The 20,093-nt window shown below is 58.7% G+C and carries 15 protein-coding genes; 8 read left to right on the forward strand and 7 right to left on the reverse strand.

The genetic code is table 11. The features are described from left to right. Nucleotides 1-25 precede the first annotated feature (25 nt). From tssM to VJ651_RS18125, 4 genes are all read right to left on the reverse strand, one after another. On the reverse strand, nt 26-3,874 hold the full coding sequence (tssM, locus tag VJ651_RS18110; RefSeq protein ID WP_324108781.1) for a type VI secretion system membrane subunit TssM: 3,849 nt from the start codon (nt 3,872-3,874) through the stop codon (nt 26-28). After that, nucleotides 3,789-5,381 carry a hypothetical protein gene (locus VJ651_RS18115; protein ID WP_324108782.1) on the reverse strand — a complete coding sequence of 531 codons (1,593 nt, stop codon included), beginning with the start codon at nt 5,379-5,381 and terminating at the stop codon, nt 3,789-3,791. Before VJ651_RS18115 ends, tssM begins: the two co-directional genes overlap by 86 nt. 13 nt (nt 5,382-5,394) lie before the next feature. Beyond that, nucleotides 5,395-5,664: a PAAR domain-containing protein gene (locus VJ651_RS18120; RefSeq protein ID WP_324108783.1), complete on the reverse strand. Its 270-nt coding sequence runs from the start codon at nt 5,662-5,664 to the stop codon at nt 5,395-5,397. Between the two features lie 91 nt (nt 5,665-5,755). Next, the gene (locus tag VJ651_RS18125) at nt 5,756-6,610 is read right to left on the reverse strand and encodes a M15 family metallopeptidase (protein ID WP_324108784.1); all 855 of its coding nucleotides are present in this window, start codon (nt 6,608-6,610) and stop codon (nt 5,756-5,758) included. A gap of 119 nt (nt 6,611-6,729) precedes the next feature. Here VJ651_RS18125 and VJ651_RS18130 point away from each other — a divergent pair, with 119 nt between their 5' ends. Then, entirely contained in the window at nt 6,730-7,656 is a 927-nt protein-coding gene (locus VJ651_RS18130; protein WP_324108785.1) for a hypothetical protein, read from the forward strand. Here the strand turns inward: VJ651_RS18130 and VJ651_RS18135 are convergent. After that, nucleotides 7,653-8,981, reverse strand: coding sequence for an ATP-binding protein (locus tag VJ651_RS18135; RefSeq protein ID WP_324108786.1), 1,329 nt, complete (start codon nt 8,979-8,981; stop codon nt 7,653-7,655). The two genes, VJ651_RS18130 and VJ651_RS18135, sit on opposite strands and share 4 nt — an antisense overlap. A gap of 17 nt (nt 8,982-8,998) precedes the next feature. After that, nucleotides 8,999-9,718 (reverse strand): response regulator, encoded by a 720-nt coding sequence (locus VJ651_RS18140; protein ID WP_324108787.1) that lies wholly within the window; start codon nt 9,716-9,718, stop codon nt 8,999-9,001. A gap of 227 nt (nt 9,719-9,945) precedes the next feature. On the opposite strand from VJ651_RS18140, the gene VJ651_RS18145 reads away from it, so the two are divergent. From VJ651_RS18145 to VJ651_RS18175, 7 genes are all read left to right on the forward strand, one after another. Next, the gene (locus VJ651_RS18145; protein WP_324108788.1) at nt 9,946-10,413 is read left to right on the forward strand and encodes a Spy/CpxP family protein refolding chaperone; all 468 of its coding nucleotides are present in this window, start codon (nt 9,946-9,948) and stop codon (nt 10,411-10,413) included. Between the two features lie 484 nt (nt 10,414-10,897). Then, nucleotides 10,898-12,646: a PQQ-dependent methanol/ethanol family dehydrogenase gene (locus VJ651_RS18150; protein ID WP_324108789.1), complete on the forward strand. Its 1,749-nt coding sequence runs from the start codon at nt 10,898-10,900 to the stop codon at nt 12,644-12,646. A 441-nt stretch (nt 12,647-13,087) separates the two neighbouring features. Further along, nucleotides 13,088-15,145: a TonB-dependent receptor gene (locus VJ651_RS18155; RefSeq protein ID WP_324108790.1), complete on the forward strand. Its 2,058-nt coding sequence runs from the start codon at nt 13,088-13,090 to the stop codon at nt 15,143-15,145. Between the two features lie 37 nt (nt 15,146-15,182). Continuing rightward, the gene (locus VJ651_RS18160) at nt 15,183-16,124 is read left to right on the forward strand and encodes a beta-propeller fold lactonase family protein (RefSeq protein WP_324108791.1); all 942 of its coding nucleotides are present in this window, start codon (nt 15,183-15,185) and stop codon (nt 16,122-16,124) included. Nucleotides 16,125-16,157: 33 nt separating this feature from the next. Next, the gene (locus VJ651_RS18165) at nt 16,158-16,694 is read left to right on the forward strand and encodes a cytochrome b (protein WP_324108792.1); all 537 of its coding nucleotides are present in this window, start codon (nt 16,158-16,160) and stop codon (nt 16,692-16,694) included. A gap of 424 nt (nt 16,695-17,118) precedes the next feature. Next, nucleotides 17,119-17,556: a cytochrome c-550 PedF gene (gene pedF, locus VJ651_RS18170; RefSeq protein ID WP_324108793.1), complete on the forward strand. Its 438-nt coding sequence runs from the start codon at nt 17,119-17,121 to the stop codon at nt 17,554-17,556. A gap of 39 nt (nt 17,557-17,595) precedes the next feature. After that, nucleotides 17,596-18,429 (forward strand): transporter substrate-binding domain-containing protein, encoded by an 834-nt coding sequence (locus VJ651_RS18175; protein WP_324108794.1) that lies wholly within the window; start codon nt 17,596-17,598, stop codon nt 18,427-18,429. A 154-nt stretch (nt 18,430-18,583) separates the two neighbouring features. Here the strand turns inward: VJ651_RS18175 and VJ651_RS18180 are convergent, their stop codons facing one another. Beyond that, a complete protein-coding gene (locus VJ651_RS18180) occupies nt 18,584-19,912 on the reverse strand; it encodes an NAD(P)/FAD-dependent oxidoreductase (RefSeq protein WP_324108795.1) in 1,329 nt (442 codons plus the stop codon). Nucleotides 19,913-20,093: the final 181 nt, after the last annotated feature.

Raw genomic sequence — 20,093 nt, forward strand, 5'->3', positions numbered from 1 at the left:
GCTTCGCCTGTTCAAATATCTGATGTCAGCCTTCGATGCCTGCTACCGTGGCTGGCAGTTTCAGGCCCCGCAATCCTGTCTCGGAGGCGGCTCCTGATCCGTTGCTGCCGTTCCGCGAATCGCTGATGAGCTTGAAGTTGACGCTTACGGTCGTACCACCACCCGTCCAGGACATGGAGAACATGCCGTTATCGAGCTTTTTCCGCTGCGCCGAATTGATGAGTTTTTCCAATCCGAATTGTCCGGGAAAATCAACCACGTCGACCGATCGTCCGTCGGCGGTAATCGCGGTGATTTTCGCGCCTGGTTGGCCCAGGGCCGAGGGCCACGTGAAGTTGAGCCAATCCTGCCTGCCATTTCTGTAACGCAGACTTTGGCCGTCGATCTCGATCCGGTATTCGACCAGGCCGGGGGTCGGCAGTGGCTGGAGCTGGAAGTTGGTCTGAGGTTGGGTGTTGCCGGAAGCTGAGGAGGGGGATGCCCCCTGGGCAGCGATGAAGCGGGCGAGATTTTGGGTAAAAGATGAATTGAGATGCAGGCCCATGTCGGCCCAGGTTCGGGCCGACATCGTATCACCGCGCCGCACTACCAAGGGACCCATGGTGGTCTGCACGAACTTGGCGATCGCGCCGTCCGGCCCGAACACTTGGGCAATCTCGGCAGGCGTCGCTTCAACCCGCGAGTCGGCAACAAAAGGATATTTCGTGCCGAGTGATTTGTTGAACGGCTCGAATATTTGGGCTGCCCAGGTTCGATTCAGTTCTGCCTCGGTTGGCTGAACGATGGCGGCAAAGGCCTGCATCAGCGGACGAACCAGTAGCGGACGTATGGTTGAACGTTCGGCATCCGGCATGCCCGTCAACATGCTTTCGTCGACATACTTCAGCGCTTCTGACAGTTCCGAATTGCTTCCGTCCAGCGTTGATTGCATCAGTAACCGGCTCGCCGGGCCGACGTCACCCGAGTTCTTGATTTGATTGAAACGGGTACGCACTTTGGACAGTTGGGCGAGATAGCCGTTGATCAGCGAGCTGTCCTTGTTCTCGCCACGCACGACAACCAGATTGGCGATTGCGGCAAAATTCTGACCGATCATGCCCATCCGGAATTCACCTGGTTTGGTCGCGGCGAGGTTGACATTTAGCTGCGAGGGTGTCTGGCGAAGAACGGTGGCGCGGAACCAATCGACAATTCCATTGCGCGCACTTTGCAGACCCTGGTTGACGAGCGAGGGATTGTCCCAGGTCGTTTCCCGGTACAAGGTCTGTAGCAGAATATTGAGCGGAGATGATATCGGGTCACCGAGCCGGTTCATGCCTGCTACCGCCTTGTCGAAACTGCCGAAATCGGTAATCGTGATGCCTTGCGCGAATTTTTTCCACTCGTTGATGTACTCGGTTTTGTACATGCGTACCAATTCACGCTGGATTTGCTCAGGGCTGCCTTCGAGCGACAGGTCGTCGCGAGCGGTCGTTTTCAACACCCAGTCCGCGCTCTGCAATTCCTTCGTGCTCGCCTCCTTGATCGCTGCTTCGATGAATTGCTCCCATGCGTCATGAGTAAACGCACCGGAGACTGCGTGGCTGCCGGCGACAATCTCCTTGTTCTGATCGCCGACGATGCCGGCGACGGTGACAGTGGGGAAGCGCGTGGCGGCGCGCATCCTGATTTCGCTGTAGACGCGTTCACGCGCCGGCGTTCCCTTGATGGCCACGCGAAGGGTTTCGCGCGCCTGGTCAACCAGGGCAAGTTTATTTTCGATGAGCGGGAAGTCCGGTTCCTGCGCCTGGGCGAGATAGAAGGTGATGAGCTTTTCGGCGCTGCGGATCACTTGTTCACGCGGCGCATTGCCGCGGTGCGCTTCCAGCCAGTTGCGCCAGAAGCGGGTGATCTGATCTTCCAGGTGGCCAGCGTCGATATGTTCGCAACTGGCAAGCATCAGGTAAGTCTTCAGCGCATTGTAGGCATCCTCGGGGTTGGTTGGTGAGACGTCTTTGTACAAGGCACTGCCCGCTCTCGGTTGTCTGGTGTCGGTCGTGGTCCCTGTCGCGGACGTATCGGAATTCGACGGCGGCCTGACTGCAGATTCGAGTTTGCCTGCATTGGCATTCACCTCGCCAAGAAAGCTCTCGAGGTTGGCTGCTACCGGAGCAAGCATTACCTGTTGCAGCCCCTTGAAGTACTCTGCGCGCAGCATATGTTCGACACGCTCGCCCTGATACAGACTGAAGCCAAGCGCCAGCGGTTTGCTTGTGCGGTAGCGCTGAAGTTGTTCCAGTCTGTCTTGCATGATTTCGAGCGCTTCAAGCCGGGAAGCAAGGTCGACACCTGTTTCCTGGATCTTGACGACTTTCTCCAGGTCGGCCTGGACGTTGGTGACCAACTGGCGATTGGTGATAAATGACCAGCTCCAGCCTCCAAGCAGCAGGCCAAGGATGAGCACACCACCGAAAAAGGCGGCCTGTCGCATGAGCAGTTTGTTCCGGCTTGCGTATTGGCGCACCAGGTTGCGGTCGGCGAAGATGACGGATGAGAATAGATTTCGGAGGAAAAAGCCCGTGTTGGAGCTGATGCTTGCCGTCATTTTTCGACCGATCGAAAGTCCGTATTGATGGACGATGCGCTGGCCGGTTGCGTGGGTTGCCACGCCTTCCTGTACGGCGCTCGTGAAGTAGAAGCCGCGGAAGACAGGTTTGAATTGGAACGGGTTTTCTTCGAAGAGGGTCGCAATGAACGTTCGAAGATGCTGTTTGATGCCAATGAACTCCATGGGGAAGGTCAGAATTCCGGGGCTCATGGCCTGGCCGCGATTGAGCGACATGCGCGTGCTGCCGAGTTCCTTGATGCCGTCACTGAGGGCGTCGAAGTGCTGGTCGAATAACAAGACCGCGTTAGACTTGCCGTCCATGTCATATGGCAGGGTCGCGCCCCACACGCGGCTGCGTTCCTCAGCGTCGGAATCTTCGAAAAAGTCGACGAATCCGGCGATCAAATCGACCTTGGTGAACATCACATAGACCGGCGCAAAGAGCTCCAGTCGCTCAGTGAGTTCCTGAACGCGCTGTCGCAGCTGCTTTGCGAGATTGATGGTGACTTCCGGTCGATTGTTCGTCAGTTCGGCGATGCTGGCGACAATGACGATGCCATTGATCGGTGCCTTGGGGCGATATTTCTTGAGCAGGCCGAGGAAGCCGAACCATTCGCTTCGATCTTCTTCGTGCACGGCATAACGGCCGGCGGTGTCGAGCAGAATGCCTTCGGTTGTGAAGAACCAGTCGCAATTGCGCGTTCCGCCGAGGCCTTGAACGGCTTGGCCGCCCTTGTCGGAGAACGGGAAATTCAATCCCGAGTTGATCACGGCGGTGCTCTTGCCAGCGGCCGGGTTGCCGATAATGATGTACCACGGCATTTCGTACAAGGCCGCGCTCCCCGTGGTCTGGCCGAGCTTGGATGTTTTGATGGTCTGGATCGCTTCGAGCAATCGCTTGCGCAGGATTTCGACATCTTGTTTCTGGCCGGTCGGAGCCGTCTTGACGGCTTCTTCCGCCTGGTTCTGAAACATGCGGTCCATGGCGTCGGAAGCGCGCCGCGATTGCTGCCACTGCATGACCCGGTAGCCAGTCCATACGGCCAGGAAAACGAGTGCTATGGCAATCGACCACTTCGCGGTCAAATGAAATATCGAGGCGACAAGATAGATGACGGCGAGGCCGAGTAGCAAACCAAGCGCGGAAATTACCCGCTTGTCCTTGAGAAAGTCGAAGATGCGGCTCATTGAAATCAATCGGTTATACGGCTTGAAGATGGTGTGAATCCGATTCGGCCTGGAAGCCGTTTGCGGGGAGAAGTAGTGTGGCGGCGCGATCGGTGTCATGGCCGACGTTGAAAACCAGAACCGGATGGCCGGCGTCGGCGCACTGGCTTATGCCGGCGGAAAGGAGTCCGAGTACCGAAGCGGCGCCAAGATGGCCGCATGCTTCATTTGGAGCGAGGCGGTTTTGAATGGCGTCGAGTTGGGGCGCATGGGCGGCGATAGCTTCGATGCTTTCCAACACTCTGTTGGCCCGGTGGTCTGCATCACATACGACCGTCCCTATTTGGCTCGCTGGAATACCGGACGCCTTTAATGCAGCCTCCACAGCCTTGGCGAGATGCAGGTACGAAATCCGAACGCGTGCATCGACAGGGGCTTCGCGCCGCACCCGTTGCACGGGCGTCAAATGGCAGAGCGGCTGTACGGTTGTGATAGTCAATGCGCACTGATTGGCGAACAGGACGCCAAACGCCGCCTCTCCGATCATCAGGCCATTCGGCCGTTCCGCCTCGAACAGCTTTCCCTTGGATTCCAGGTTTTCAACCACGTTGGCGCAAAGCAGCGAGTCGCAGGCCAGCAGCAATAGCGCGCGTGGACGGTCATCATCTTGCGCGGCACGGCGAAATTCCTCGGAAAGGGCCAAGGCGCGCGCATCGTCGCAGGCGGATATGACGTTCACCGTGAGGTCTTGCACGGTGCGCTGCAGGCTTGCGAGTCGGGAGACAAGAAATTTCTGGGCGAGCAGATGCTCGGGTGGAGAAAGGTCGTCCGTGACGAGCAAGGTGACGCATAGTTGAAGGGCTCTCTCGGACGGTGGGCGTATTCCGGCCGAGCCGCGCAAAATGGGGATTGAGGGAGCAGGTGCTGCACCTGAACTGCTCTCATCGGTCAGATCCTGCGGCCACTCTTGCAACGCCTGTTCCACGACGGAGTCGAGAAGGGTGAGTGCCCTGACGACGGCGTCGCGCAATTCCTCCTCGGTTTCTTCGTGGGCGTTTTCAGCCAGTTCGACACGCCGAATTTGCCGCAGATTTTTCTCGACGGGCGCTGTGTCGAGATCACGAGCCCTGCCGGATAGCACCGGAAAACCGTTGCCGTTGGTTAAGAATTCATCCGGCACCGGGCGGCGCCGTCGTTCGGCGAGCGACTCAATGAAATCTTGGCCGCTATAGGAGAGAGGGGTAACGGACCAGGTGCCGATAATGGGCAGGGGCAGATTTGCGGCCGGCGGGAATCCTGTGTCGGACATCGGTGCCGCATCCGGTCTGTCCGACGTTGAACTATCGGCCTTGGCAGCGGCTTGCCTACTTGAAGTGCGCCAGACAAAAGTCCCCAGCGTCAGCGCGAGAAGGAGCGGAAGCGCAGCGAGATAGACGATGGTATCCGCAGTCGTAATAACTCGTTGTGTGCCATGCCACCAACCAAGCACGACGCACCAGGTTGCGACGATCAACGCAATGGATGCGACAGCGGCGCGTAACGCGGGGCGCGACCCGCTGCCGGACGAAGATTTGGATGACATCGATGAAAGCGATTGGATAGCAAATGGCGATTTGAACTTCGGCAAGATTCCTTTTCGGCTATTGGCTGCCAGTGGGGAACTGGGCTGCGATCAGCACCGCGCCGCATGCTGTCTTGTCTCCATGACGGGCGGCGGGGCTGCCGTCGATGATGACAGTCGGGTCGCCGCTAACAATGACCGTTGTGCCCCCGTGGCCTTTTTTCGGACAAGTGACTTTGTCACCCACACGCGCTATACGCCTGCCATGTGTATCCGTTGTGGGGGCGCCGCCTACGACTGTTCCGCCATGGTCCGTGGAGTCGCCGATTACGATGAATGGTCGTGTCATATGGCAAAGTTGCTGTTTTGATAAAATTGTCGAGATGATAACTTAAGTTTCGTGAAAAAGTCATCCTCTTTTGCCTTTGGATGTTTGCCGGTTAGCGGCGCGCCATGGTTTTGGGTTTTCGCAATTCGACGTGCCCGAAATCCATCAATTGCCAGCGCCCGCCCCACACAAGCCCGACCGATTCAGCGTATTGTCCGTAAAGGCGATAACCCTCCATCGCCCACGGATCGCGCTCGGAGATAACGATCCTGCCGTCCCGATAAAACGCGCTGTCGGCGGCAAGTCCGTACTGGTGATAGCTTTGATACGCGCCGGCGTTGGTGACATGCGGGCCGAGCCGGGCGAGGGAGGTTTGCCTCTCCGGGCTGCGATAGCCTTCCAGAAGAGCCATCTGGTATCCGCGCTTTGCCATCAACTGATAGACGGTCAGCAGTCGCTGGCGGAATTCGGCATCGAATGCATTCCATTCCCGATTTGCAGAGGCGAGCTCGTTTCTTTCGGCGGCGATTTCACGGGTCACAAACAATTCCGGCGGAAGGGGCGGAGGTGGAACGAGTTGTTCGCCCTGGAGCAGGCCGGCAATGACTGGTGCGCTGGCGCGGGGCATATCGTCATAATCTTCGAGGCCACCGCTTGATGCGAGCAGCTGCACAAGGATGGGTGGCGCGCAAAGGATGACTAGGGCAAGGGAAAGGGCGCGCCGGTGCCGGTGAAGAAGATTGCGGACGTGGTCGGCATGCCTCAGGATGAGCGGACGAACCTGTCGTCGCCGAAATGTGACCGATTGATGTCGTGCGCCAAGCCAGCCCATAAGCGCAGCACGTATTTCCGTTAAGCGCAGTCGCCACTGCCGTCTTCTATCGTTTCCGGCGACATACCAACCGCCGAACCCGATTGCCGCCCCGTAAATTGCGCCAAGAAATACAAAGAAATACGTTGCGCCCACAAGCTCCAGCCTTTGTAATCAAGCATTGTCAAAAAAGCAAAATCAAATGTTATTATAAATGCAATTTTGGCAAATGCTTGCGAGCAAGCGCATTTGCCTCAGGAAAGATCGACCATTGATTGAATAAGCGACTGACCGGAACCGTTGTGAATATGAATAAATTGGATCGCCCCTCCTTGTATGAAGCAGGAGCTGCCGGGAGCAGCGACGCGCAATTCAGCATTCTGGAGGCGCTTGAGCCGCGCCGTGGAAAGCTGCGGGACTATCGTGGCCGGGTGCTGGGCACGGCGCTGGTGATTGGCGCCGTTCTGGTCATTTTCGTGAACCCGGCATGGCGGAATGGAAGCTTGTCTTCAGCGTGGAAAGGAGAATCTTCTCAACCGGCTCCCGTCCCAAAAGCCGTGGAATCGATGCCCGGACTTGCTTCGACGCAAATGCGCGATACGGAATCGTCGCCCGCGCTGTCCGACGCGCAACACGCACTTGCGCGGGTGGATGATGTACTTGAACCGCCCGCGCCGACTCTGGCGACGGCAATTGCCGTGAATCCTGGGCAGGAAAATGAGGCGAGCGCACCGAAAACAACTGTGCCGGATCCGAAATCAGTTCAGGCTCCCTTGAAAAAAGGCCGAGTCGAGCGTAAGGAAATCGTCAAAACGAAGCAACACGACAGCAAGAGCAAGACGAAGCTCGCATCTTCAAAGGGGAAGAGCAAGGACAAGGATGTTGAACTCATCGCGGCACTCTTGTCTCATGTATCGCGGCCTGCGCCAGGTAGCACCCAGCCTTCCCCGGGAAGGGCGGAGACCGCTTCAACCCAGCATGGCGGGGCGGTATCCGTGGCGCCGGGTCGCGTTCGAGCGAATGATCGGAGCAGCGAAGTTGTCGTACGAGGGGCGGAGGACTCCACCGAATCGCTGGTGAAACGCTGCAAGACCCTCGGCTTCATCGAAGGCGAATTGTGCCGAGTGCGCATCTGCTCGGGCCTGTGGAGCAAGGATCCGGCGTGCCCAACCAGCGCGGACAAGGCGGGCAACGCTCACTAGTGCTGGCAGGGCAGGGAAAGGATGACCACAAGCCCGCCCTCCGGATGGTTTTGCAGGCGAATCGTACCGCCGTGCTGCTCCGCGATATTGCGCGCGATCGTCAGTCCGAGCCCTGTGCCACCGGTGTCGCGCGATCGCGAATTTTCCAGTCGGTAGAACGGGTCGAACACCTTTTCCAATTCATGTTCGGGAATGCCGGGACCGCCATCCTTGATCCGTATGGTGGCGAATGCGCCGTCGCGGGCTGCCGTGACATGCGCGTATTGGCCGTATTTCACCGCATTGTCGATCAGGTTGGTGAGGCATCGGCGAAGTGCCAGCGGTCGCGCCCGCAGCGCAGCGCGCGTCTTGCCGTCGATCGTCACCGATTGGCCTGCATCGACCGCATCGGTGCAGACGCTGTCGATCAAGGAGTCGAGGTCGAGCAGTTGCAGGGCTTCGGATGAATCCATGCTTCGCGCAAGATCCAATCCTTCGCGCACCATGCTTTGCATCGCGGACAGGTCGTTGATGAGTTTTTCCCGCAGCTCGGCATCTTCCACTTTTTCCAGACGCAGTCGCAGTCTTGTCAGAGGCGTCTGCAAATCATGTGTGATCGCGCCCAGGATATGGGCGCGCTGTTTGATGTGATGCCGGATGCGCAATTGCATGGCATTGAAGGCTGCGGCGGCCTGGCGGATCTCCAATGCACCGCGTTCAGGCAGCGGAGGGCGTTCGATGTCGTTGCCGAGTTCGGTGGCTGCCTGCGCCAGCTTCTTCAGCGGGCGCATGGTCATGCGCGCAATGAGCGCAGCAAGCAGGCCGACGCTGATCAGAAACACGACGCCATAGGTCAGGTAGTCTTGCCGCGGACGCGGCAGCGGCGCGCGCGGCGGTGCGATCGTCACGCGCAATCTTGCACCGTCGTTCAGCGTGATGAGCAAGGCCTCACAGCCGGTCCAGTGGTCCGGCATACGCCGCATGCGACGACGCATGCCGGGAGGCGGGCAGTCCGACGGCTTGCTGGTGACGGACGCAACCTGATACTCCTGCGGCAGGCGTTCGTTCAACATGTCGGCGAGTTCGGTGCGCTGTTCAGTGGCGTCCTCGGTGGGATCGGCCATTTGGGCGCGAATGCCCATGCCGGATGCCGCGGCAAGAAACTGCGGCCGCATATCGGCTGGAACGGTCTCCAGCGAAACGATGAACTGCGCCACACGTTCGACGGCATGGAAGTCGCGAAATTGCCTTGCCATCCGCTGGCTCTCGCCGAATGCGAGAAACAGCGTCAGGAGGGCGCTGACGACGACGCCGGAAATCAGGATGAGGATCACCCTGCTCGTCATGGACTGGAAGAGCGCCTTCATTCCTTGGCAACCACCGTGGCGAGCACATAGCCTTCATTGCGCACGGTCTTGATGATCTGCGGTGAGCGCGCATCCTCTCCCAGCTTCTGGCGCAGGCGGCTGATCTGCAGGTCGATTGACCGGTCGAAAGGATCGGCGTCGCGCCCCTGCGTCAGGTTGAGCAACTGGTCGCGACTAAGGACGCGATTGGCATGGTCGAGAAAAACCTTGAGCAGGCGATATTCCGCTCCGGACAGCGCGACGACGGTGCCCTGCGGATTGATCAGGTGACGCGCGGTGAAATCCATGGTCCAGCCGGCGAAGTGCATCTGCTGCGCTTCGGCAGTTTGCGCATTATGCGGCAATGACTGTGCACGTCGCAGGACGCTGCGAATGCGGGCGAACAGCTCGCGTGGCTCGAAGGGCTTCGGGAGATAGTCGTCGGCACCCATTTCAAGGCCGAGGATCCTGTCGAGAGGTTCACCGCGCGCGGTGAGCATGATGATCGGTATGTTCGAGCGGGTACGCAGGTTGCGGCACAAGGTCAGTCCGTCATCGCCGGGCAGGCTCAGGTCGAGCACGATCAGGTCGATGCGCGCTTCGTCCAGGGTTTTCCACATCGCCTTGCCGTCGCCGGCCGTGAGCGTGCGATAGCCGTTCTTCTCCAGGTACTCGGCGAGAAGGGCGCTGATTTCGCGATCGTCATCCACGATCAGGATTTGGGCAGGTTGTTCCATAGACGTAATTATGGCGATTCGGGCGGTACAAGGCGTGACTGAATTGTATCTCTCTATTTCGCCCGGTCGGGCTGATACAACACGATACAAATTGCGCCTCAGGCGCTACGCGGTGCTACAAGAAGCCGATCGGCAGACAAGCTCCCGATACATCCGCCCACCATCATGAGAACCGTGCTGAAACGGATGCACGCATACATCGAATGAATATGAGCATAGGAGTGATCATGACGAAATTTCGCAAACAAATGTTGACCGGGCTTGTTGCGCTGGCTGTTAGTGCCGGATCTTTTGCCGCCTATGCCGGCGGGCCGGGCTGGGGCCACGGAATGGGACCGGGAGGCGAGGGCGATCCGGCCAAGTTCAGCGAGCGCATGAAAGAGCGCATGGACAAGCGCCAGGCTGAATTGCATGACAAGCTCAAACTGACTGCGGCCCAGGAGCCGGCGTGGAAGACCTTTACCCAGAGAATGCAGCCTGGAACGCCACCCGCGTGGGGCAGCAGGGCTGAAATGGACAAGTTGTCCGCGCCCGAGCGCATGGAAAAAATGCTTGCATTGATGAAAGATCGCGAACAGCGCATGGCCGATCATGTGGTCGCCGTGAAGGATTTCTATGCAGCGCTGACACCCGAACAGCAAAAGATTTTTAACGACGAGTTTGCCGCGGGAGGCCATCGCCGCTTCCGCCGGTAAGCGGTGAATTGATGAGGAAGGCGACTTCCTCGTCATTGAATCGGGGCTTGCCCTTTTTCGACGCCGGCTTGCAAAAGGCCGGCGTTCGTCCCATCTCCGTACTTGACGAATCTCCATCGGAGCGCGATGCATCGCGCTGTCTGCGCTTCATGAGCTGGCCGCGCACTGTCAAGCGGACTGTCCCGTTTTGGGACAAGTGATGAATTTTGTATCAGCTGAAATCAGATGCGCCGCGGCCTTCCTCCTTCCTTCCTCCTGCATATACCAATAAAAAAAGAGATGGCACACAGATTGCGTTAGCCATCCGCGTCACCAAAGGATTTGTGACACAGGACTGAATGACATCGGTTCCTCGCATACGCAATGCGTGTTGCGTGCGCACCAGTTGGTCAGTCACGTGCCTGGGCACTGTTGGCCAGGTTGGGTAGCGTCATGTGCGATGGCTGCCTGGCTGAAGAAGGAAAACCTATAACAGGAGGAGTGAATGAAAACGCATCTGATCAAGTTGTCTGTATTAGCGGCCCTGACGGGGCCGTTGGCGGTGCATGCCGCTGGCGTCACCGACGCCATGATCGAAGCCGGCACAAAATCGACCGGCGACGTGCTGTCGTGGGGCATGGGCCAGCAAGGCCAGCGCTTTTCCCCGCTCACGCAAATCAATACCAAAACCGTTCGTCGGTTGACGCCGGCCTGGTCATTCTCGTTCGGCGGAGAAAAGCAGCGCGGACAGGAATCGCAGCCGCTGATTTACAACGGCCGCATGTTCGTCACCGCATCGTATTCGCGCATCTATGCGCTGGACGTGAAGACCGGCGCCAAGCTGTGGAAGTATGAACACCGTCTGCCGGAAAACATCATGCCTTGCTGCGACGTGATCAATCGCGGCGCAGCGCTGTACGACAACCTGGTGATCTTCGCTACGCTCGACGCGCAGCTGGTCGCGCTCGATCAAGAGACCGGGGAAGTCGTGTGGAAGGAAAAGATCGACGACTATGCTGCGGGCTATTCCAATACCGCGGCGCCATTGATTGCGAAAGGCCTGCTGCTGACGGGTGTCTCGGGCGGCGAGTTCGGCATCGTCGGACGCGTGGAAGCGCGCAATCCTCGCACCGGTCAACTGGTGTGGTCGCGGCCTACGGTGGAAGGCCACATGGGTTACAAGTACGACAAGGATGGCAATCCCATCCCCAACGGCGTATCCGGCACCACCAACAAGACCTGGCCTGGCGAACTGTGGAAAACCGGCGGCGCAGCGACCTGGCTGGGCGGCACCTATGATCCCAAAACCGGGCTGGCCTATTTCGGCACCGGCAATCCGGCGCCCTGGAACAGCCACCTGCGTCCGGGCGACAACCTGTACTCGTCGTCCACCGTTGCGATCGATGTCGAGACCGGGCAAATCAAGTGGCATTACCAGACCACGCCGCATGACGGCTGGGACTTCGACGGCGTCAATGAATTCGTCACCTTCGACATGGACGGCAAACGCTACGGCGGCAAGGCCGACCGCAATGGCTTCTTCTACGTGATCGACGCGAATAACGGCAAGCTGCAAAACGCGTTTCCGTTCGTGAAGAAAATCACCTGGGCCAGCAGCATCGATCTGAAGACCGGCCGTCCGAACTATATCGAAGAGGGACGTCCCGGCGATCCGACCAAGGGCGAGACTGGCAAGAAGGGCAAGTCCGTATTCTCCGCGCCGTCCTTCCTCGGCGGCAAGAACCAGATGCCGATGGCATACAGCCCGAAATCGAAGCTGTTCTACGTGCCGGCCAACGAGTGGGGCATGGAGATCTGGAACGAGCCGATCAGCTACAAGAAAGGTGCTGCTTATCTGGGTGCCGGCTTCACCATCAAGGCGCTGAATGAAGACTACATCGGCGCACTGCGTGCGATCGATCCGAAGAGCGGCAAGATCGTGTGGGAAGCGAAAAACAATGCGCCGCTGTGGGGCGGGGTGATGACGACCGCGGGCGACCTGGTGTTCTACGGCACGCCGGAGGGCTATCTGAAAGCGCTTGACGCCAAGACCGGCAAGGAGTTGTGGAAGTTCCAGACCGGCTCGGGTGTGGTCGCGCCGCCGATCACCTGGCAGGACGGCGATACGCAATATGTTGCGGTGGTGTCCGGTTGGGGCGGTGCGGTGCCGCTGTGGGGCGGCGACGTGGCGCGCCGTGTCAACTTCCTCGAGCAAGGCGGTTCGGTCTGGGTATTCAAGTTGTCCTCCCTCTGAACAACGAAAGATTGTCTCTTCCTCCTTGGGTGCTGGCATGCACAGCCAGCCTAACCCTCGCCTAAGGACGGTTGGCCGATGATGGGAATCATCGGCCTTTTTTTTGTTCAAACAAAAAGAAGCCGAAATCGTGGTTGTACTGTTCCATGTTTCAACACGACTGTTCCAAGTTGGAGCAGTGAATGCTTTGCGATCTTCAATTTCGTCCGCTTGTGTTTCAAAAGTCGCGCAGTATTCGCGTCGAACTGCCTGAAAGGCGAGCTCGCTACGCGTGTCGTCGCCGCGTACAGGTGATGAATGTCTCATCCGAATGGCATGTAACTTGCTGACAGGTATGTCAGTGCTTCGCTGTTCCGATCAATCTTCATGGCCAGTTTGAAAATGAAAATATCTCCTCGGTCTCGCCGTACGTCAGCATCGTTTCCACTGCATGAGCGAGGAGTGCTTGCCGTCGCCATCTCTCTCGGCTTCATGCTGCCGGCTCACGCCCAACAGGTGGAGGACAAACGCCTCGAAGATGTTGTGGTGAGCGCAAGCAGAACGGAGCAGCGTCGCTTCGACGCAGCGGCATCGGTTGACACAGTCCGCGTCGACCCCATGCATGCTTCGTCGCCGCTGGTGAACTTGTCGGAGTTGCTGCAGGCAGTACCGGGCATTCAGATTCGCGAGCGGCAGAATTATGCGCAGGATCTGCAGGTGTCGGTGCGTGGATTCGGCACGCGTTCGACCTTCGGCGTGCGCGGGGTGCGGATACTGATCGACGGCATCCCGGCCACCATGCCGGACGGGCAAGGGCAGGCGGCGATCGCCAGCCTGACATCGGCAAAGCGCATCGAGGTCTTGCGCGGCCCGGTTGCGCAGTTGTATGGCAATGCCGCCGGCGGTGTGGTGCAGGTGTTTACCAAGGATCCGCCGATGGCGCCGGCGGCGCCGTTCGCCAGCCTGGCGGTTGGTGCCGGCACGTATGGACAGCGGCAGGCAGATGTGTCGGTGGGCGGCGGTAATGAGACTGTCGGCGCATTGCTCGACGTCTCGCATTATTCGACGGATGGATACCGCGACCACAGCGCGGCTGAACGCACCCAGGTCAATGCCAAACTGGTGGCGCGTCCGTCCGCGGATACCACCATCACGGGGATTTTCAATCGCTTCGACCAGCCGCGCGCGCAGGATCCGCTCGGTCTGACACATGCCCAGTTCGAGCAAAATCCGCGACAGGTGATATCCGGTGCGATTGCCTTCGACACGCGCAAGTCGATCGAACAGAATCAGGCTGGCGTATTGCTGGAACATCGCTTGTCGGCCAGCGATACGCTCAATGCGCGGGTGTACGGCGGCACGCGCCAGGCGTTCCAGACTCTCTCGTTCAGCGGTGCGGCAAGCAACTCCGCGGGCGGCATCGTCGATCTGGACAACAAGTTCGACGGTGCTGGCTTGAGCTGGACTCACAAGACGAAAGTCAACGGATTGCCACTGCACTGGACGCTCGGTGTCGAGGCGGATCAGCTGGATCAGAACCGGCGTGGCTTCGTCAACAACAACGGCAGCGTTGGGGACTTGCGCCGCGACGAGATCGACAGCGCGGACAATCTCGATCTATTCGGCCAGATGGACTGGACCTTTTCGCCGCAATGGACGGCGACCGCCGGTGCACGTGCGTCACGCGTACGCTTCTCGGTCGATGATCATTTCGTCACTTCCGCCAGCCCGAACGACAGCGGCAGCGTTGAATATCGCAATACCAGCCCGGTTCTCGGTCTCGTGTGGCATGCCAGTGACGATGTGAACGTGTATGGCAATATCGGTCGCGGCTTTGAAACGCCGACGCTGACCGAGATGGCCTATCGGCCCGGCGCAACCGGTCCGAATCTTGCCTTGAAACCGTCGCGCAGCGTGCAGGGCGAAGTGGGGATCAAGCTGCGTCAGGGCCGGCACAGCGTCGACATGGCGCTGTTCGATGCGGAAAGCAACGATGAAATCGTTCCCTTGACGACCGAGAACGGACGCTCGATCTTCCAGAATGTCGACAAGGTGGAACGTCGTGGATTTGAAGTGTCGTGGAAAGCCGCATGGGACAAGCTTGCCGCCCAGCTTGGCTACACCTTGCTCGACGCACGCTTCAGGCAGCAGTTCGTCAATGGACAGAATGCGACGATTGCTTCCGGCAATCGCTTGCCTGGTGCGCCGATGCACAGCCTGTTCGCGCAACTTGAATATCGCCCGCTGGAGGCAGTCACCACTGCGGTGGAGATGCGCGCCGAAAGCCGCGCCTATGTCGATGACCTCAACAGCGATGCGGCGCCCGGCTATGCCGTGTTCAATCTGCGCGCAGGTTACGACTTGCGGGTCGGCAAGGCGAAGATGTATCTGTTCGGACGAATCGACAACCTGCTCGACAAGAACTACGCCGGATCGATCATCGTCAATGACGGCAACCGACGCTTCTTCGAGCCGGCTGCCGGCCGGCGCCTGTTCGTCGGTTTGCGCACGATGTTCTGAACAACGACCGGTCGCACGATTTTATAACGGAGACATCATGAAAAAGCATCTTGCCGCATTCCTTGTTCTGTCTGCATCGGCGCTCGGCGCCCATGCCAGCCCCTTCGCCTATGTACCGAACGAGAAATCCGGCACGCTGTCGGTGATCGACTGCGCCACCGACACTGTCGTCGATACGATCGCAGCGGGCAAAAAACCACGCGGCCTTGTGGTCAGTCACGATGGCAAATTTCTTTATGTCAGCGACCAGACCAGCAATGCATTGCTGATCGTCGACCTCGCGAAGAAAGCCGTGGTATCCAAGGTGGTGCTGGAGGAATCGCCCGAGGGCGTCGGCATCTCCCACGCCGGCGACTGGGTCGTGGTTGCGAGCGAGATCAGCAATAGCGTGAGCTTCGTGTCGACGGCGACCAATCAGCAGGTATTCAGTGTCAAGACGAAAGGCAAGAACCCGGAGCATGCGGAGTTCAGCCCCGACGGCAAATGGCTCTATGTGAGTGCGGAAGAAGCGGACACGCTGGACATCGTCGATGTCGCGAAGCGCGAACAGGTCAATTCGATCAAGCTCGGCGAACGGCCGCGCGGCATCGGATTTTCGCCCGACGGAAGCAAGGCTTACGTTGCCGCGGAAATTGCGAGCACCGTGTATGTGATCGATGTGCCGGGCCAGACACTGATCACCCAAATCAAGGCCGGAAAATTCTCCAACGGCGTGGCAGTGCATCCGGACGGCAAGCATGTCTATATATCGAACGGCAAGGATGCCAGCGTGTCGGTGATCGATGCGGTCAGTAACAAGATGATCGCCACCATCCCGGTCGGCAAGCGGCCATGGAACATGGCGCTGACGCCGGACGGAAAGAAGCTCTACGTCGCGAATGGCCGATCCAATTCGGTATCGGTGCTGGATACGGAGAGCAACAAGGTGATCAAGGAAATCCCGGTCGGCGAATTGCCCTGGGGCGTGGTAGTGCAGTAATCGATGCAGAATCTGACACGGCGGGAGACGATCATGAAAGCAAATTCCGGGGACGCGTATAGCAAGCCGGCGATGGCAATGCACTGGGTCATGGCCATCCTGTTGTTCGTGCAGATCGGGATCGGCTGGTATATGGTCGATATTCCGAAACGTACGCCGCCGGTTGCGTTTTACTACGGCTTGCACAAGTCGCTGGGATTGATTGCGTTTGCGCTGGTCATGCTGCGTTTGTGGTGGAAGTCCAGGGCGCCGGCGCCAGCCTGCCTGCATCGCTCTGCCTTGCAGGAAAAAGCCGCGCAGATTTCGCATCGGCTGCTGTATGCATGCATGATCCTGACGCCATTCTGCGGCTTCGTCGCCTCCAGTTTCACCCGGCATGGAATCAGTTTCTTCGGGTACCCGCTGCCGCGCACGGGATGGGACAATCCGCTCATTCATTCCGTGTTCAACAACACGCATGTGGCGTTTTCCTGGCTGCTGGTCGGCTTGATCGCCGTGCATGTCATGGCGGTGTTCTACCACCTCACCGTTTCCGGGACGCGCATCATCTGGCGCATGTTGCCGCATTAAAGCCGGGATCAGGTGGCGCGCATTCGACAATGCGCAGGACGCGTTATGCGCATCCTGCGCATTGTCGCGTTTGTGCGTCGGGATATGGCTGTCTCGCTTTTTTTCCACCGGCTTGCCATCTGTTTTTTATCATGCATTGTCCGCAATACGGACCGTTCGTTGATCCTGCTTCGTAGCGTTGTGTTCTGGAGCACTGTTGCATATTGGCGCAACTGATTTGCCTCCGCGCGCTGCTGATTTCTCCTCGTCGGGGAGCATTGAGCAGCGCATGTTCGCTCTATGCGACAGGAATCCGGATTGATGCAGCCTTCGCGATGCGCGGTGAATCGCATGGCATACCAATTGCGTTTAGGTGCTTACCCTTCATTTTGTTAATTCGGGAGCTACCATGAAATTCAAACCTTGTACTTTTGTTGTTGGTCTCATGATGTCCGTATCATCGTTGATGCCGCTTGCGGCCCATGCACACGGCGACGTCACGCCGCAGGCCGTCGACACCAAATCCTTGCCGCCGCTTGGTGAAAAATGGCGCGAGGAGAATCCCTACAGGGGCAATGACGAAGCGGTCAAGGTCGGAACCTCGGCCTTCGCGCAGAACTGCGCACGTTGCCACGGCATCGAGGCCGTTTCCGGCGGCATTGCGCCCGACCTGCGCAAGCTGGATCGCGACTGCCTCGGCTTGAAGAACGAGGCGAAGAAGCAGGCATGCTTCAAGGACACCGATAAATACTTCCTGACGTCGATCCGCGGCGGCAAGGTGCGCAACGGTGCCGTGTACATGCCGCCATTTGAAAATGTGTTCAACCAGGAAGCGATGTGGGCAATCAAGGCTTATCTGGAGACGCGCCGGGAAACGCGATAAGCGACTGGGGCAAGTTCAACAAGATCAACGGAGACAAAGATGTTCATGCCATTCATTCGAAGACTGACGGCGCCTTTTGCGCTGGCACTCTTGCTGTATGCACCGCTGCATTCCGCGCATGCCGATCTCGACAAACTGAAGCACGACGGCATCCTGAAGGTCGCGGTTTACAAGGACTTCGCGCCATTCTCTGCGCAGGACAGCGGGATCGATATCGACCTTGCACGCGCTCTGGCGGACAAGCTTGGGCTGCGCCTGAGCCTGCTGCCTTTCGATGCCGGTGAAAGCCTCGGCGATGACCTGCGCAACATGGTGTGGAAAGGCCATTACCTCGGCTATGGCCCCGCCGACGTGCTGATGCATGTGCCGGTCGACCCGCGCCTGATGGACGAAGCCAGGAAGGTCAAGATTTTTGCGCCGTACTATCATGAGAACGTGCGTCTGGTGCGCGATGTGCGCAAGATCCCGACCTACGACGGCGTCGATTCGCTCGACGGCAAGAAGATCGGCGTGGAAAAAGTGTCGATCTCTGCGATGGTCATGCTGGGCGAACAGGACGGAAAGTTTCGCGACAATGTGAAGATCTATCCGACCGCCGTCGAGGCTTTGGAAAAGCTGAAGGCGGGCGAGCTCGATGCGGTACTCGCCAATCGCTCCGAGATCGAATCGGTAATCAGGCAAGATCCCAACTTCGCCTTGAGCGAGGCCACGTTCCAGCGACTGCCGCGTCAGGGCTGGGTGGTCGGCATGGCGGTGAAGAACGACAATGTCGAGCTGGCGAAGGCCTTGCAGGCCGCAACCAATGACCTGGCGGCATCCGGGCAACTGGCGCAGATTTTCGCGAGGCACGGCGTCACGCTCGCCAGACCATAGCGTGGCCGGACACTGATCCGGAATCCGCTCTAACAGGCTGTTGAAAAGCTACTGCGCGGGCCGATCCTGGAGCCTGCGGTGCTCCGCGTACAGGCGTACGCGTGCGCTCCTCGGTCCCAGTCTCGGCCCGCTCGCTACGTTTTTCAACAGCCTGCTAATGCAGCTTGATGCGCGGGTTGCGGGCCCAGTTGATGGCTTCGGCCCAAGTCACCAGCCAGGTCCTGAACCAGCCGCTCACGGCAATCTGGTGGCTCTTGTGCAGCCACCAGTACATCCACTTGGCAATATTTCCCTCGATGAAGACCGAGCCCTTGGCGATTGCGCCCATCAGGCTGCCGACCGCACTGTAGTCGCCGAGGGACACCAGCGAGCCGTAATCGCGATAGGTGAATTCGAGCAGGGGTTTTCCTTGCAACATGCGCACAAGGGACTTTGCCAGCATCGTTGCTTCCTGATGCGCGGATTGAGCACGCGGGGGCACGACGGGTTTGTCGTCTCCTTGGGGAATTGCCGCGCAATCGCCCATGGCAAAAACGGACGGATCCCGGGTGCTCTGCAGGGTGCGGTGGACAATCAGTTGATTCAGATGGTTCACTTCCAGCCCATCGAGGTCTTTCATGAAATCGGGAATCTTGATGCCCGCGCACCACACCACGATTTCGCTCGGGATGAAAGTGCCGTTGGCCATCCTGACGCCGTCCTTCGTCACTTCCACTACACGTTCGCCGGTATGAATTTCGATATGCAGCGAATGCAGCTCATGCGCGACTGCTGACGACAGGCGTTCCGGCAGCGCCTGCAACAAGCGCGGCGCGGCTTCTACCACGACGATTCTCAAATCCTTTTCCGGATCAAAATTGGCGAGACCGTACGTCGACATGATCTTGGTCGTCATGTGCAGTTCGGCGGAAAGCTCCACGCCGGTCGCGCCGCCGCCAATGATCGTCACGGTGAATTGACCCTGGCCGGGAGTCCGCGGCCGGGTTTGCGCGCGCAGGCAGGAGTTGATGAGGCGCTGGTGAAATCGCTCTGCGGCCTCGGGGGAGTCGAGCATGATGCAATGCTCCTGCGCGCCGGGCGTGCCGAAGTCATTGGACTGGCTGCCGATCGCAAGCACCAGCGTGTCGTACGGGATGGATTGGCGCGGCAGGATTTCATTGCCTTCCTCGTCGTGCGTCGGCGCCAGATAGATTTCCTTTTGTGTGCGGCTCAATCCGTCCATGCGGCCGAGCCGAAACTGGAAGTGGTAATTGCGCGCGAGCGCGAGATATTCGAGTTCGTCGGTATGACTGTCCAGGGTGCCGGCCGCTACCTGATGCAGCAAGGGTTTCCACAAATGGGTGCGGGCGGCGTCGACCAGCGTGATCTGCGCCTTGCCGTGCTTTCCCAGTTTTTTGCCAAGGCGAACAGCGAGCTCGAGGCCGCCGGCGCCGCCGCCGACGATGGTGATGCGATGCAGATGTGTGCCAGAATGTTGTGTCAAAACGATCTCCAGGCAATGCAGACAGATTCATGGGGATGTTGCGAGGCGTTGTGAAAATACCATTGATTCGACGGGTGAAGGCGAAAACCCTCTTTGTATGACCGGCAGGCGAGCGTTGCGTCAATCTTGGACGAATTGATTCAAATCAAACAATTCGCAATACCCCTTTGTTACATTCGTG

Origin of the sequence: Noviherbaspirillum sp. (genome assembly GCF_035254865.1) — a bacterium.
In the GTDB taxonomy this organism is placed as follows: Bacteria; Pseudomonadota; Gammaproteobacteria; order Burkholderiales; family Burkholderiaceae_D; genus Noviherbaspirillum.

Excerpts from the sequence above, each read along its gene's own strand:
- tssM (WP_324108781.1), bottom strand. The coding sequence starts at position 3,874 with ATGACACCGATCGCGCCGCCACACTACTTCTCCCCGCAAACGGCTTCC.
- VJ651_RS18120 (WP_324108783.1), bottom strand. The coding sequence starts at position 5,664 with ATGACACGACCATTCATCGTAATCGGCGACTCCACGGACCATGGCGGA.
- VJ651_RS18135 (WP_324108786.1), bottom strand. The coding sequence starts at position 8,981 with ATGACGAGCAGGGTGATCCTCATCCTGATTTCCGGCGTCGTCGTCAGC.
- VJ651_RS18140 (WP_324108787.1), bottom strand. The coding sequence starts at position 9,718 with ATGGAACAACCTGCCCAAATCCTGATCGTGGATGACGATCGCGAAATC.
- VJ651_RS18145 (WP_324108788.1), top strand. The coding sequence starts at position 9,946 with ATGACGAAATTTCGCAAACAAATGTTGACCGGGCTTGTTGCGCTGGCT.
- VJ651_RS18150 (WP_324108789.1), top strand. The coding sequence starts at position 10,898 with ATGAAAACGCATCTGATCAAGTTGTCTGTATTAGCGGCCCTGACGGGG.
- VJ651_RS18160 (WP_324108791.1), top strand. The coding sequence starts at position 15,183 with ATGAAAAAGCATCTTGCCGCATTCCTTGTTCTGTCTGCATCGGCGCTC.
- VJ651_RS18165 (WP_324108792.1), top strand. The coding sequence starts at position 16,158 with ATGAAAGCAAATTCCGGGGACGCGTATAGCAAGCCGGCGATGGCAATG.
- pedF (WP_324108793.1), top strand. The coding sequence starts at position 17,119 with ATGATGTCCGTATCATCGTTGATGCCGCTTGCGGCCCATGCACACGGC.
- VJ651_RS18175 (WP_324108794.1), top strand. The coding sequence starts at position 17,596 with ATGTTCATGCCATTCATTCGAAGACTGACGGCGCCTTTTGCGCTGGCA.